Source organism: Peribacillus sp. YIM B13472, from assembly GCF_042788005.1.
GTDB classification, from domain to species: domain Bacteria; phylum Bacillota; class Bacilli; order Bacillales; family DSM-1321; genus Peribacillus; species Peribacillus simplex_E.
In genome coordinates, this window is sequence record NZ_JBHZPG010000009.1 from 18,134 (window position 1) to 35,167 (window position 17,034).

At 35.3% G+C, this 17,034-nt stretch carries 8 protein-coding genes; all 8 read right to left on the reverse strand.

All coding sequences use genetic code 11. From position 1 onward, the window contains the following. Positions 1-60: 60 nt before the first annotated feature. Entirely contained in the window at positions 61-4,779 is a 4,719-nt protein-coding gene (locus ACFX4I_RS09410; RefSeq protein ID WP_377420217.1) for an amino acid adenylation domain-containing protein, read from the reverse strand. A gap of 27 nt (positions 4,780-4,806) precedes the next feature. Further along, positions 4,807-5,073 carry a phosphopantetheine-binding protein gene (locus tag ACFX4I_RS09415; protein WP_230300415.1) on the reverse strand — a complete coding sequence of 89 codons (267 nt, stop codon included), beginning with the start codon at positions 5,071-5,073 and terminating at the stop codon, positions 4,807-4,809. A gap of 10 nt (positions 5,074-5,083) precedes the next feature. Then, on the reverse strand, positions 5,084-12,622 hold the full coding sequence (locus ACFX4I_RS09420) for an amino acid adenylation domain-containing protein (protein ID WP_377420219.1): 7,539 nt from the start codon (positions 12,620-12,622) through the stop codon (positions 5,084-5,086). A 12-nt stretch (positions 12,623-12,634) separates the two neighbouring features. Beyond that, positions 12,635-13,294, reverse strand: a complete 660-nt coding sequence (locus ACFX4I_RS09425) for a hypothetical protein (protein ID WP_377420221.1) — start codon at positions 13,292-13,294, stop codon at positions 12,635-12,637. Beyond that, positions 13,285-13,998 carry a 4'-phosphopantetheinyl transferase family protein gene (locus ACFX4I_RS09430; protein ID WP_377420223.1) on the reverse strand — a complete coding sequence of 238 codons (714 nt, stop codon included), beginning with the start codon at positions 13,996-13,998 and terminating at the stop codon, positions 13,285-13,287. The genes ACFX4I_RS09425 and ACFX4I_RS09430 overlap by 10 nt, the downstream gene beginning before the upstream one ends. 354 nt (positions 13,999-14,352) lie before the next feature. Beyond that, positions 14,353-14,640 (reverse strand): transposase, encoded by a 288-nt coding sequence (locus tag ACFX4I_RS09435; protein WP_230300411.1) that lies wholly within the window; start codon positions 14,638-14,640, stop codon positions 14,353-14,355. Between the two features lie 79 nt (positions 14,641-14,719). Beyond that, on the reverse strand, positions 14,720-16,312 hold the full coding sequence (locus ACFX4I_RS09440; RefSeq protein ID WP_377420225.1) for a hypothetical protein: 1,593 nt from the start codon (positions 16,310-16,312) through the stop codon (positions 14,720-14,722). Then, positions 16,287-17,003, reverse strand: coding sequence for an ABC transporter ATP-binding protein (locus ACFX4I_RS09445; protein ID WP_377420227.1), 717 nt, complete (start codon positions 17,001-17,003; stop codon positions 16,287-16,289). Before ACFX4I_RS09445 ends, ACFX4I_RS09440 begins: the two co-directional genes overlap by 26 nt. Positions 17,004-17,034 lie beyond the last annotated feature (31 nt).

Genomic DNA, 17,034 nt, shown 5'->3' on the forward strand with positions numbered 1-17,034 from the left:
ATTATCTTCTTGTGATCCATACATGCCGACTGCAATCAGTCTATTAAACCTTTAATCACCTTATTTATTGGAATTCAATATATGAAACAAATCTTCCTCAGTAAGCATCGCATCTGGAAAATCACTTTCTATTAAAGAAGCTTGGTCAAATTCAGTTCCCCTGATTTCCATGACGACATTACCAATAGCTTCTATTATTAAGTTCATCTTTTCTTCAGCTAATTTTGAAATTATTTTTATGAATAGTTTTCCGTCCTGGATCAATGCCAGGAAATGGAGTTTTGGTTTATTTTCAAACTTACCAAAGTCCCTGCTATTGGATGATTCAAATTGGGAGTCCAATCTTCCTAAAAAATTAAAAGTAACGTGGATATCCGGCTCTTTAATGACCCCAGGGCGTAAATATTTGATAACGCCATAATCAAAACCTTTATTTGGGATTTCCCTTATAGCATTCTTCGTGTTTTTTAAAGTGTCATCAAACGTCTCTCCTGAATGCAGCAATATCGGATACATCGCAGTAAACCAGCCAACGGTCCGAGTAACATCAATTGTTTCATCCGCCATTTCCCTGCCATGCCCTTCTACTTCCATCCAGAAGTTCTTCACTTCAAAAGATTTTTTCAAACTCTTTGCAATTAATGACAACAATACTTCTTCTACAGTCGCTTTTGATTGCCTTGATAATTCCTGGATCAATAATTCAGTTTCTTCTTCACTGAATGATTTCTCCATCGTTTTTTCTTCTTTAGCCATAAAGTCTTCCACTATCTTAAAATCCGTTATTTCACTTTTTGTTTTTTGTTCCCAATAACGGAGTGTTTCAGGGTCCATCAAAGATTCATTGTATTTTTTCAAGAAGTTTGACCAGTCTTTGAATGATGATGTTTTATAAGCAAGCTTCCCTGTTTGATTGTTTAATGCTTGATCATGGAGAGTATTGAAATCCTCAAGTAAAATTCTCCAGGAAACTGCATCAATCAATAAATGATGGATTACCCAAAAGAAGCGATACTTGTTTGATTGTTCTTTTAAAACAAGCATTTTCATGATCGGTCCATTACTTATGTCCAATGAACGTTGAGCCTTACTTTCCCATTCATCTCTCATTCTTATTCTCGTTTCCTCATCTAAATGATGTATATCCTTATAGACTAACTCCCATGTTTTATGTTCTGAGTCTATATTCCCGATATATTTATTTTCATGTTTTTTAAATAGGGTTAACAATCCATCATGATGTTCCACGATATGAGATAGAATTTTTTCAATGTCCTCCATTTGAGCACAGTAATCTTTACTAAAAACAATGGACTGGTTCCAATGATTGATGGAAGTAGTGTGTTCTGCAAAGAACCATTCTTGGATGGGGGTCAGTTCCACATTCCCCCTAGTGGCTATAGGTTGAATCATGACCTTATTTTCGGTTTTCGCGATAGCTGCCAGCTCTGCTACCGTTTGATTTTCAAAAATAGATTTTGGACTGATGATTATATTTTCCTGCCTTGCTAGAGAACAGATTTGAATGCTCTGAATGGAATCGCCGCCAAGTTCAAAAAAGTTATCTCGGATACTTATGTCATCCAACCCTAAGACAGTCTTAAAAATCTGAAGAAGCATTTTCTCATTGAACGTCTCAGGTTCTTCCAATGTATTGCTTCTAGTTACGGGTATCGGAAGAAGCGCTGAATCAATTTTCCCATTTGCATTTAACGGAAATTTGTCCACTTGCATAAAGAATGAAGGAATCATGTAACTTGGTAATCTCTCTTTTAAAAATGCTTTTAAGTGGTCGTAATCAACTTGTTGTTTGGATGTGAAATAAGCGATTATTTGTTTATTTAAGTTTGGCTGATCCTGAACCTTAATGAATGAGTCACTTACTTGCGGATACGCATTGAGATTGACCGAAATCTCATCAACTTCCACTCGGAAACCTCTTATTTTCACTTGATTATCTTTACGCCCCAGAAAAATCAACTCACCATCGCTCGTGAATTTTGCAAGGTCTCCGCTGCGATATAAACGCTTTCCAGCTTTAAAAGGATGTTCAATGAACTTTTCTTTTGTTAGGTCATCATTATTCACATAGCCAACAGCTAACCCTTCACCACCAATATATATTTCCCCTGCAGCACCTATCGGGACAAGTCTTTGCTCCGGACTTAGTAAATAGACGTCAGTATTCAGGATAGGTTTGCCTATCGATACTTTATTATTAGCAGTCTCATTGTTTTTGAACGCTTTAAACATTTCAATCGTGGTCCATACTGAATATTCCGTTGGACCGTAGGCATTATAAAAGTTTATATTTTGATAGCGATCCAGCAAAGCTATTGGACATTCAGATCCGGCTGAACCAACGATTTTCACATTAGATCCCTCAATATTGAGCTCTTGCAAAACTGCAGGCGGCAATACTAGGTGGGTTAGCTTTTCACTTTTGATTTGATTTTCCAAAGCGAATAAATCAAACATTTCCTCCTTATTATTCCCGATATGCAGCTCTGCACCATTTAATAAGCTTCCAAAAATCTCATAGATAGAAGCGTCAAAATTAAAAGTGGCAAATTGTAATACCCTAGAGGTCTCATCAAGTTGTAAGTACTTGTTTTGACTTATTATTAAATTCACTACTCCTCTATGGGATAACATGACACCTTTAGGTTTTCCTGTCGTTCCCGAAGTATAAATTATGTAAGCCAGATCGGAAGGTGCCATCGATTCGTTACAGCACTCGGTATCCACGTAATGGATGGATTCAAGATTAATCACTTTAGCTATTTTTTTTATGGCAGGAACCTCAACTTGATTCGTAATGCATATATCCATTTTCGAATCATTAATGATATATTCCAATCTTTCAGCTGGCAGCATAGGATCAAGCGGAACATATGCACATCCGGCTTTAATGATTCCCAACATGCTTATCACCATATCAATTGATCTGTTTATATGCAGGCCCACCTTATTGGAGCCATTTTCGATATTATTTCTAAGCAATTTAGCAATCACATTTGATCGTTGATCTAATTCCGAATAGGTAATGGACTTACCATTATCAGCAACGGCTAATTTGTTTGAATGCTTCTTAACGATTCTTTCGAATATGGAGGTGATCGTCTCATTTTGGTGTGCATCCGAAACCTCACCTTGCCACTCAAATAATAATTGATTCATTTGATTGTCATCTAAATGCTCCAAATGACGTATAGGTTTATTTGCATTTCTGCAAATTTGGAATAACCATTTTTCAAAACTCAACATGAGTCTTTCAATTGTTTCCCGTCTGAAAAGTTCATCGGAATACTCAAACTCTAGGATTAGGTTATGAGAACCTTTTACTTTTATAGTCAGGTCATAATTTGAATAAGGAATTTCGACTTTGTCTTGTTCAAGAGTGAAGAAGGAATTGCTAAAGTTCCCATCAAAGCTTTCTTCCATTGCCAATGCTGTTTGGAACAATGGGGAATGGCTGAGATCCCTGTCCGGATTAATGATTTCAACGATTTTTTCAAATGGAAAATCCTGATGTTCCAATACATCCAAAATCACTTTACGATTTCGGTTCAATATTTCATGAAATGATTCTGTGGCATCAACGGTCAGCTTCATTGGCAGCGTATTGACAAAGCATCCAACTGTCCGGGCAAATTCTACCTGGCCGCGGTTTGCCACGGTACTCCCGACAATGATTTGATTCTTCCCGGTATACTGACTTAAAAACACTTGATAGGCGGTCATCATAAAAGCATATAAAGTCGTGCCATTCTCCTTTAAAATCCTGTCTATCAATACACGAAGTTCATCCGTTATCGCCATTTCCAGTCTTCCACCTGAGTATGAAGGTGATTTTGGACGTTGAAAGTCAAATGGAAGTTCCAATGCTTCTTCCTCTTGATCTAAATAACTTTCCCAAAACCTCCTTTGGCTTGGCGTACTATCCTTGACCCACTCCTTATGCCAGACAGCATAATCTAAATATTGCATGTCCAGAGGGGGAATATCCCCAACCCTGCCTGTTTGAATTCTCTCATAAATCTCCAATAACTCTTCGAAAAAGGTGACAAACGATACTCCATCAAAAATGATATGGTGAAAATTGCATACTAAATAATGCTTTTCTTCATCAACTCGAAATAGTTTCATATTAAATAAATGATCATTTTCCAGGTCGAAACATCTTTCCATTTCTTCAGTAAGATGGGAGGTGACCATACTATCGCTGACTTCGGGATCTAATCCCCGACAGTCTTCATAGGCAATTATGTTTCGGCTTTTTTTTGATAAGAATTGAAGGATTTGATGTTCTTCACCTTTGAAATTAGTTCGCAAAGTTTCATGGCGTTCAATCATGAAATCTAATGCCTGCTGCAGGTCATCAATGTCCACTACGCCATTTAAAATGAATTTAAATGGCATATTATAGAGCATTTTCCTTTCATCCAAGCTGTCGAACAGATACATTCGATCTTGATTATGAGAAAGCATTCCTTCACTTTTCCCACGTTTATAAGGCTTATTTACCTCGACTTCCCTCATGTCGAGGAGCATGTCCAGAAAACTTGCCAGTTTTTCTATATTCCATTGACTTGAAATGATTTCCGGTGTTAATTGAATACCAAACTCCTGTTTTATCGAAGACAAAAACTCATCTTTTTTTTCATTTGTGCTTAGTGATTCATTCATGTCCTCCATTAGTGATATTTTAAAAGGTTCGATAACAATTGAAATCAAGTTTAATAGCCTATCTTCCGTTTCACTGATCATCCTGTTCATAGAAAAAACACCTCAATTCTTTTCCATTCAACTTAACTTATTCATATCGTCCAATTGTTTGATGAGTACAGATAGTTCCTTGATGGTGGATTGTTCGAACATCACTTTGATTGGTAATCTCACTCCCAGGTTATTCTTCACCATTTGAATAAATTGCATGGCTAAAAGGGAATTCCCTCCTAAGTCAAAGAAGTTGGAATCTGCACCTATTGTTTCATGTTCTAGAATTTCTTTCCAAAATCCAATAAGCTTTTCCTCAATTAACCTTTCCTTCACCGCAATTGTTGTCTCCATATATATCCCCTCACTTAACTTTCAATTTTTCCAGCATTTCACTTAAGATTTGATTAAATATAGAAAGTACGGATGATCTTAACTTTGGATTGACCGCAGCCTCATTAAATTTAATTTGAACACTTGAACCAGGGGTGATGATGATGACGATTGGATAATGGGTCGTTTCCCGTCCTTCTTTCAAACTCACATAGATTTCATCATTATTAGCTAGTCTCATGGGATAGTTTTCAAAAGCATATAATGATTCAAATAATTGGCTTTCCAAATTAGCCCACTCATAAATCTCTGATAATGGTGTATTCTCATAGGCACTTAATTCCAAAAATTCATTTTGAACTTCATCCAGTATTTCCATGTAGGTCTTTTCGTGGCTGATATGCTTGATAAACGGCACAGTATTGATAAATGGACCAACCATTGCCTCAATATTTTGGACAGGAATATTCCTGCCGGATGTCACTACGCCGCAGCATACATTTTCCGTGCCTTTTACTTCTTTCAAAGTGGCTAACCAAATGGTTAGGAAGAAGGTATTCATGGTAATCTTGTATTCCTGACAGAATCGTTGAATGGAATCACTTAATTCCTCATCCAATACTTTCAAGTAGCTATTCTCAATGTACCCCTCGCTTTCCAACGCTCCCATTAAACTAGATCCGGAATTTCGAGCACCTGCCAATTTCCCTGCCCAATAGTCCCGCAGCTCCTTATTACTCGTATAATCTTTCATATATTCAACATACTTTTTAAAAGAAGGACTCACGGATGATGATGGTGTTATTGAATGATAAGCAGCAAAAATATCATTAATCACCATCGAGTAACTCCAGCCATCCATAATAATATGATGGAATGTCCATATTAATTGGTATTCATTTTCCGTAAGCTTAACGATCATGAAGCGATTCAACCTATTGTTCTCGATATCTATGATCTTATATTGATCTGCTAACAACTTTTCCAGCTTTACTTGCTGATCGATTATTTCTTCATATTCAATCTCGGTATCCATGGAATTCATTAATAACTGGTAAAATAACCCTTTTTTACTTGAGTATAATTTCGTTTTTAAAATGTCATGTTTCCCTGCCGTTGTCACAATGGCTTTCTTTAATTTTTCGACGTCCAGAAAACCTTTAATATCAAATATGAGTTGCACTTTATACTGGCTGCTCTCACTATCAAACAAGCTATGGTATAACATCCCTTTTTGCAAAGCAGTCAATTCATAAATATCAACAATTCCTGTTTCTTTGCGCAGTAGTTGGTTAAGTTCCTCTTCAGGCATATCCAACAATGGAAAGTCTTCCGGACGGTACATCTGTTTTACCAATTTTGTTTCTTCTTCCAATGTCCGTAACAATTCCGGCAAATTGCGTTGAATATATCTCTCAAAATCTTCTCTTACGAAATGTCTGTTATAGTTTATTTTTATAGTTTGCTCTTCGTTCACTACAAGCAATTCAATATCGACTTCATGCTCGGTATAGGAATTATGCTGAATATCTTGTTCACTAAAAAAGATGACCTCTTTTGCAGCCAATTCATTGCTTTGGTGAAATCTACCTAAATTATTAAAACTGATAATCGGCCTATTTTGTTTCATATATGTCTCGCCACATAATTCTGTCAGGATTCCATACTCAATCCCTTTATTAGGCAGTGTCCTTAACTTTTTCTTTGTACCTTGAATCGTGTTCGAAATGGTTTCTTTATTTTCTATATAAACCGGGCACATGGTCGTAAACCATCCTACTGTCCTGGACAAATCGATACCTGCAAATAATTCTTCGCGACCATGTCCCTCCAAAGTGAAATGAATATCCTTTTTATTAAAATACTTCCCGATTAGCGTTGCGAAAATTGATAAATATATTTCATCGATAGATGCTTTATACGCTTTTGTCATTTCATTATAGATTTTGTTTGTAATCTCTTTATTCAGCTTCAATTCAAATGATTTTCCATCGTAAACATTCCCTGTTTTGACTGGGGCGTCTTCTTTTACTGCCTCATGTTCATTCAGCCAGTACTCTTTAATGCCTAATGGAATGCTATTTTTGTATTGGTTTAGATTATTCGCCCATTCCTTATACGATGTCGTTTTAGTATCCACTTTTAGTTCTTGATCGTTTATATCCTGAATATATAGCCGGTCAAAATCTTCGATCAAGATTCTCCAGGAAACCCCATCAACAAGTAAATGATGAATGATCCAAATGATTACATGCTCATTTTGGCCAGTATTGATGCATTCAATTTTCATCAGTGGTCCGTTTGAAATGTTTATGCCCTGCTGTGCACCGTTCCCGAGTCTAGCTATTTCCCGTTCCTGTTTGTCCTTATTCATGTTCGATAGATTTACGTAATTCATAGTCCAATTTTCAGTCGGATCGATATGCTTTTCCACTTTCGAAAATGCTTCATCTTTATTGAACCTTGATCTCAGCCCATCATGATGTCTAACGATATGAGCCATGATCCTTTGCAGCCGCTTCTCATTCAATTGCGGGTAGCCCTTTAACGTTACAGATTGATTCCAATGATTATAATTATTTATTTGTTGAGTGAAAAACCAACTTTGAATAGGTGTAAATGGTGCCTTTCCAAAAACATCAGACTGATTTATCGTTAAATCGCCCGTCAATTCCACAACCTTTGCCAGCTCTTCGATACTTTGTTTTTCAAAGATGTTTTTTGAAGTAATGAAAAGATTTTCTTTCTTGGCAAGTGAACAAATTTGAATGCTTAGGATGGAGTCTCCTCCACATTCGAAAAAGTTATCAAAGATGGTTATTTCCTGATTATTCAGCACCTCTTTCCATATCTTCAACAATTTTTGTTCCGTTCCATTAATGACACTTTTATTGTTGGTTCCTTCCGTGTTCGTTTTTGTATCCGGCAGGCTCTTCATGTCGACTTTGCCGTTAACGGTTAGCGGAAATGCCTCCATTTTAATGAAATAAGAAGGAATCATATATTGGGGAAGATGATTCTTCATATAATTCCGGATATAATTTTCATCCAGGACATTGTCGGAGATATAATAAGCAATGATGAATTTCTTTGCCTTAGATTCATCTTTTATCGCTATAAAGCAATCCTTTATACCCGTGCATTTATTTAGAACGGCACTGATCTCGCCAAGTTCGATCCGATATCCCCTGATTTTCACTTGATCATCCGCTCTGCCTGCAAATAGTAAATTTCCATCTTCGGTATACTTAACTAAATCTCCAGTTTTATATAGCTTCCTTGAAGGATTGAACGGATTTGGAATGAAGCTTTCATCGTTTTTCTCCGGATTATTTATATATCCTCTGGCAATGCCTCTCCCGCCGATATACAGCTCGCCTATTTGACCCTTAGGAGTGGGCTTCATCCTGGAATTGAACACATATACTTCTGCATTCAAGATTGGCTTTCCGATCGGGATCACTGTATCATCACTTGGAAGTACCTTATATGCTGTCGAAACGACAGTGCCCTCCGTTGGCCCGTAATTATTATATAAATCAAAATTCAAATGATCGGGTATCGTTTTTAAACGATCTCCCCCTGTCAAAATGGCTCTGATTGATTCCGGAAATTTCATATCGTTGATAAATAATTGCTCGAGCAGTCCCGTTGAAAAAAACGCGAGTGTGACTTTCTCCTTTTCTAACTTCTCCGAAAGGATCTCTACATCCAATAAATCATAGTAATCCAATATAAGGAGTTTATTTCCATTTGTCAGATAAGGGAATATCTCCCAAACGGAAGCGTCAAAAGATGTATTCGAAACTAGGACTGCTGCATCTTTTCCATCGACCGAATAATAATTGATATGCCAATTACAGAGGTTAGCCAACCCTCCATGTTCAATCATGACCCCTTTAGGTTTTCCCGTTGTTCCTGAAGTGTAGATGATATAGGCCAGATCACTTTCCGATATCTTTCTTGAAACGAATTCTTCGCATTCAATTTCTCGTTCTTTTAGTATGCCTTCGATACATATTAGTTTTCCTTCATCACCAGGATACTTTGAAAGTCCTACTTCATTACTTAAACAATATGTGATTTGAGAATCCTCGATCATATGTTTCAGCCGTGACTCTGGTTGTGACGGGTCCAAAGGCACATATGCCGCCCCAACTTTCATAATGGCTAAAATGGCCGTAACCATATTGATCGAACGATCCATAAAAATCCCAATTCTATCTTCTACATTTACATGATTCCGGAATAATCGGTGTGCCACCTGATTTGCCCGGGCATTTAACTCGCTATACGTCACCTGATCATCACCATGAACAATGGCAACATCATTGAAATTTGTACTTACTTTATTCTCAAACCTAGTTATTACATCTGCAAAACACTGATCTTCCACTTCTTGATTTACTTTGCCTGTACCCATTTCGATTATTGATCGTAACTGTGCAGGCTCTAAGTAGGTAATGTCCTTAATCTTCTTGCTTTCCTCGGTTGTAATCTCTTGCAGCCAATACTGAAAATTACTAGCCATTCTTTGAATCGTCGCTTTATTAAATAATGATTTGTTGAATTCAAACGAAATGAATAGTTCACCCTCATCCATTTCTTCTGCCTGAACAACTAAATCAAATTTCGCTTTAAGGGTATTGATTTTTTTCGGTTTTAACGTGAAATTTCTATATGCCAGCTTTTCTTTTTGGTTATTTTGCAGGACAAATACTGTATCGAACAATGGCGTATTTTCCATAGTTCTTTCTGCCGATAAATATTTCAAGATTTCCTTAGTAGGTAAATTTTGATGGTCAAAAACACCTGCAATATTTTTTATATTTTTTCGCAAAATCCCTTCAAATGAATCTTCCTTGGATACATTTAATTTAAAGGGCAAGGTATTGACGAAATATCCTATCAATTGTTCAGTATCCACATGGTTTCTCTTCGCCAAAGGACTTCCGACGACAACTTCCTCTTCATCAAAATAAACCGATAAAAAGGTTTGATAGGCGGTAAGTAAACTCATGAACAAAGTCGATTTCGTTTTTTTATGAAGACTTTCCAGGTTGTTTTTAATTTCTTTAGGTAACAAAAAGCTGATAATATCGGAAGTGCTTTTACCTTCTCCGTTTTTTTGATGATCATATTGTAAAAAGGACTTTTGCCGTAATGCAGTTATTTCATTACTCCAGAACTCATTATCCTTACTACTTACATAATTTGGCGAGTTTTTTTGCCATAAAGCATAATCTCCATATTGGATTGATTGGTTATCTCTATCATTTTGTTCGCCATTCTCGATTTCCTCATAAATGGCAAACCAATCATTGATCATTAATGGAATCGACCAACCATCAAAAATAATATGGTGGATGTTACATAATAATAGATATTCACATTCTTTTGTCTTCACTAGCGCAATCGATAAGAGGGGACCATTTCCTAAATCAAATTTCCGTTCCGTTTCTTCCTTCACGAAGTGATTTATTTTTTCTTCCTGCATATCTAAGGGAATATCCGAAACATCGAAATAGTTAATATAATGATGAATCGACTCATCGAAAGCCAAGATGCCCATTCCAGCTTCTTCTCTAATGACACTTTTTAATATTTGATGTTTATTGCTTAGCTTATCTAAAGATAGTTCCAGATTTCCTTCATTCACTTCACCTGATATTTCATACGAAAATACTATGTTATATAATGATTTGTCTACATTGGTTTGGTGAATGAACCACAAATTTTCTTGTTCATATGTTAAAGGGTATGTATTTCTGGCATTAATATTGATCGGTGTATAATCTTGCTTTACCTCTTCTTTTTGACGAGTTTCTATGACTCGGGATAATTTCATAATCGTATCGTTCTCCAATAAAACTGAAGGAGCAATTTCAATTTGAAATTGCTTTTTAATATTGACAATTAATCTCATTATCGATAATGAGTTCATTCCACATTCAAGTAGGGACTGATTATTTTTTATAACCCCATTGCCTATGATTCTAACAACCAATCCTCTTACTTTTTCACTAATTGCTTCATCCACTGGACTCTTGATATTCGATGGAGCTTCACTGTCTTTTATGACGAATTTGGGTAATAATGATTTATCCAGTTTGCCATTTACCGTTAGGGGGATGTTGTCCACCTTGATAAAAAAGCTTGGTATCATATAGGCTGGCAATGAGCTTTTTACACTTTCCCTCAAATAATCAGCAGCTAATTCTTCATCAGCAACATAGTATAAAAATAAATGCATGTCATCATTAAACGCTTTATCCATCGTAACGACTGCATTCTTGATGTTTTTCAAATCATTATACGAGCTCTCTATTTCCCCTAATTCAATCCTGAAACCTCTTAACTGCACTTGCTCATCATTCCTGGCGATATATTGCAGATCACCATCATCCAAAACTTTCACTACATCCCCTGACTTATAGTAGCGAACATTATCAATATCCGTAAATTTCATCTTATTCATCAAGGTATTTTTATAGTAGCCTAGCGAAACACCTTTTCCTGAAACGTATAACTCGCCCTCTTCATCTCCAGTTACTTCTTCTCCATTTTGATTCATCACCTTGAACCCAAGATGAGGCAAGACTTTTCCGATATTGGTAATTCCTTTTTCCACATCACTCTTAGCGATTTCTTTGTATGTTACATGAACGGTGGTTTCAGTTATTCCGTACATATTTATTAGCTTTGGCAGCCTGCCATTTTCGGGAGAAAACCACTGCGTCAATTTCTTGAAGTTTAATGCTTCCCCTCCAAAAATGATGTATTTTAAACTTAATTCATTTTGACGATTTATGAGTTCACCAATCACCTCGAAGAAAGCGCTTGGTGTACAATTGAAAACGGTTGTTTGTGCATTTATCAATAAATCAACAAAGGATATTGGATTTCTGCTTTCCTCAAATGAAACCACTACAACTTCTCCGCCATATATCCAAGCCCCCCACATCTCCCAGACGGAGAAATCAAATGCGTAGGAATGGAAAAATGTCCATATATCTTTATTATTAAACTCGAACAAACCGTCGCAGCCTAAAAACAAGTTCATGACATTTTCATGTGAAACGCAAACTCCTTTAGGCTTTCCTGTAGAGCCCGATGTGAAAATGATATAGGCTGGATCCTCTGGATCAATTAAAATATGGAAATTCTCACCTGTCATATCATTTGAATTCTCTATCACTTCATCGAGGGTTACATAATTGCAATCAATGCCGCTAATCCGACCTTTATCCCCAATCAATAACTTCAATTCCGAATTCTTTATTATATGCTTTACTCTTTCATCAGGACTTTTAGGGTCGATAGGTACATAGGTAACCCCCAATTTAAGGAGTGCTATGATTAAAAATAAAACATGTTCCGACTTTTCAATATAGATTCCGACATTATCTCCTTTATTTATCCCTTTGTCCTTTATGTACACCGCCATTTTATTGGCCAAGATATTCGTTTCTTTATATGTAAATTGCATATCCTTATTTCTTACTGCAATATTGTCCCCATATTCCCTAACACTTTCTTCAAATAGATTCGCTAAAGAATTCATCTTCATCATTTTCCCCCATTATTTTAAATATGTGCCTGATGCAACTGTCAACATATGAAAAACTAAAGAAATTAAAGCTATTACAATCGTTATGATTATTGCATTTCTTCTCTTGACGAGCGCCAACTTTTCCAAGCTAAAACTGAATAGTATTAAACTGACAATGTAAAACAATTCAAACTCGGCCATGAAGGTGTGAAGGATGGAATTTTTATCATGCACCAGTAAGGATAAACTAGTAAATGTCGTTTCCTTGCTCTTAACCAATAATGCGATTATTGCATTAACACCAGATCCAATTACGATGCAAATCCCAGCATTTATGACAGCTTGGCAAATTCCTTTAATATTTACGGGTCTTTCTTTTAAAATTAAAAATAATAGGCTCACAATTAATATTTGAATGATGAAAGTAACCAATAATCCTAGAGCCCCTATTACAATTGTGTTAATGGCAAAACTCATGGCCCCGATCTCCGCAATGGACATGCCATTTAATACATTCATCCCTTTTTGATCCGCAGAATATAACAAAAGCGTCGTTTCGATACCGGCGATTAAACTGAGTATCAATAACGAAATTATTAACTTATGAACTCTATCCTCTTTTTTAAAAAGATATTGTACTAATTTATTATTGTTTTTAAATTCAGCATTTGCTTCCATTTTTAATTCCATTGGTATTCCCCCTCAATTATTTTCGTAGAATTTATTGGAAAGGTAACGCTTCTTATTTCATCATTCACGAGTACAACCGTTGATTTGTACTGGGGAAAATTTCTATAGAAAAGTGAGATGTTATCCTGATCCATTTCAACCTTGGAAATCTCATAGATTTCAAGTGGAGAGGTCAATCCTGTTTTTAGTATTTTTGATAGACTTTCCTTTGCACTAAAGAAAATTTCCTTACTTAAAAGACCTTCACTATCCTTAATCATTTTTTTCTCGGATTCCGTTAAATAGGTCTCTAAAAATTCAGAATCATTTTTCGTTTTAGTTTCAATATCGATTCCCATTGGATGCAGTTGATCAAAAATCAATATTCCGAAAGTTTTATCCGTATGAGTGATGGATATACCAATGTTCATGTTCATTAATAAGAACAAATTATTAACAATAATCGGCTGTCCAAAGACTCCTTTCAACAGTGATACATTCTTTATTTCATCCAAACCTATATCTAAAAACTCCATAATTGCTTTTTTTCCAAAGTACAAACTTTTCTTTGCTTCGATGGTTCTTTTGCCATTTTGCAAATTAAGATAATTCCATTCCTTTTCGTTGAAAATATCATCAATATAGTCCAAATTGACTGAATCCGCTTTATAAAACTTGATGTAAGATTTATAAATTGTTTTCTTATTCATAAAATATTCAATCAAATATAATTTCCCTCCTTTCTTTTTTCTGGAATAACTGAAGTTTTTCTCCATTTTCTTCCTCATAAATTTCTTTTTTTAAACAATTATTTCATTTTCTGGGTTAATTATTACCTATTATCATTATCGATAACACTTTATCACAACAATTTTGCCGAGTCCATTAAAAATTTGTAAATTATCTACATTACATAATAACTTTACCAATTTTTATTTTTTTCTTCTTAGTAGTATTTTCATAGGGAATTTAGTATGAAACACTTTAAAAATGTGCATGAAAATTTCTAATAAAAAAAACCATATTTTATTTTTCACTATAATTTGTGAAAAATAAAATATGGCTTTCATACTGTTCGATCATTTTGGTTGTTTCGTAAAAATGTGCATTGCCTTTTTTAATATCTCATTCTCTTCCTGTAAATCTTTAATTATTTTATCCTTTTCCTCTTTCAGACTCAGACCAGAAAAACCAATACTGGAGTCCGCCTGGCCCTCTTCATTTGTTTCTTTATAGATATTGACCCAATTTCTTAATGTAGGTGTCGAGATATTAAGTTCTTCGGCCAATTCCCTAGGTTTTCTGCCTTCTTCCAATACTAATCGAGCAGCATAAATTTTAAAATCTCTATCATGGTGCTTCCCCATAATAAGACACTCCTTTTTTAAATTTATTTAGTGCCGATTTTCTGTACTTCCTTTATATACTTTTCTAATATAACGACTTTCATAAATTATATTTCAACCTATTAATCAAAACGGAATTGATCGCTATTACGATCATTAATATTATGAGAGCTCCCATCAGGGGTTGGACACTGAACCAAACCAAGCCAAAATGAATGGCTGTAACCATGATTAATAATGGCAATCCATAAAGCAGGCTTATTAATACATTGGGGTTTGATTTAATGGCAGCAGATGGGTTCTCCCATTCTATACTTGGATTTTTCATATCATATAATGGTGTTAGAAGATTATAGCAAACCACTAAACAAGAAGTAATTAATAACATGACTGCATTTTCCATTTCCCAATAGCCAAAAAGTGCAAATATCATAAAGCTGATCAATACGGCTATAATTCCTATTATTGATGAAAATATCACTTTAGAAAAATAAACATATTTTTCATCAAAAGGGGCACTTTTCAGTAAATAATGATATTTCCCTTCTCTTGAATATGGGGTTCCGCTTATATTATTTATACAACACAAGAAAAGGATCGAATATGAAAAGTATTTATCAAAGACTCCCTCTTTCGTTATATTCAAATAATTCGGGAACACTTCATTCTGAATCAGCAATAACATGACAAGTGAAAAGACCGGCGGCAATAAAAGACCTAAAGCGATTTGCATCTTAAAATATGCTTCAGACTTAATGATCCATATCTCTCTTTGTAAATAGTTACTCCATTGGTTTTTTGATATATTAACCTTTGAGTTTTTCATATTCGCTTTGTTATTTCCCAATAACCCGTTTTTGAAATAATTAACGGAAATGTTTTCTATAATAAATGAATACAATAGGAAACCAATTACTAGTATCGAAATATAAATAATAATAAATTGAACTGTTATTTCATTTGATACAAAAGCATCCAGTATCCACTTAATCACTGGAATCATATTTGCGGTTTCAAACATATGTCTCATTATGAATTCCAACGAGTTTTTTAGACCTTCAAAAGAATTCAAATCTATTTCCGAGATGACCTTTGATATGGCGATCGATGATTTTCCAGCAAAATATACAATGGAAATAATCGCAAGCATGAGGATGACAGCAATGTTCACCATCAAGTATGCTACTTTATTTTTGAATCTATAATAATACCTATTAATGCACGATAAGATAAAAAGCAGGAGCAAAGCCGTTAAACCATTGACAATCGGTAAAAATATGAATAATTTAAACGCTTCCATAAACTTTAGATCGACTATCAAGAAGCCTATTGTTGGCACCTGGATTACCATTGATAAGATGATAGGAACCCATAAGCTACTTAACACCTTAGCCCTTGATATTTCCTTATAGGTGAGTGGCAGAGGCGCCAATACTTTAAATTCATAATACGCAAATATTTGTGATGTGGACAAATAGCAAACCAATGCAAAGACGAGAATGCTGGAAATCGTTACATTATAAAACAGGAAGACCTCGGTATCTCCAAGAAAATAAACAAAGGCGTTTACGACAGTCAGCTGCAAAAACATATAAAAAACGGCTATTATCAGTACAGCCTGCAACATTGTCTGCTTGGGCATCTTATAGAAGGAAGAAATGAAAAATCTAGTTAACTGAAGTTTTTCCTTCATATACCTGAGCCTCCATAAAGGTAGATTCCAATGAACTTTCACCTATTATATTTTTTATTTCATCATGCAGGATGATTTTCCCCTCTTTTAAAATGGCCACTGTATTACAAATTTTCTCTGCCACATCCAGCAGATGCGTCGAGAAAAACACTGTACCGCCCGTTTCAACATATTGTTTGATTAACCCCTTAAAAACTAAAACGGCGTTTGGATCTAATCCATTTAACGGTTCATCCATAATGATGATCGGGGGATTAATGGTAAAAGCCGCTATCAGGGATACCTTGTGCATCATTCCATAAGAATAACTTCCCATTGGCTTTTTAATGGACTCCTGCATCCCAAACCGATTGATATATTTCCCCAAACGTTCTTTGTCATCATTTCCATATAGGTTCATCAAGAAACGAATCCAATCAAATCCCGAAACATTGTTAAAAACATTGATAGTATCAGGGATGAAGAAAAATTGTTTTTTATATTCTATGCCGTCTTCTTTGGTCAGGCCATTTATTTCAACCTTTCCATTTTCAGAATCTATAATGCCCGTAATAATGTTCAGCGTCGTGGTTTTCCCTGCACCATTTGCCCCAATAAAACCTAAGATTTCCCCTTTTTTGATTTCTAGATTTACACCATTCAAAATCTTCTTGGCCGAGTAGCTTTTCTCTAAATCTGTGATGCTTAACAAAGTTATCATCCTCCCATCACTTCATGATTAA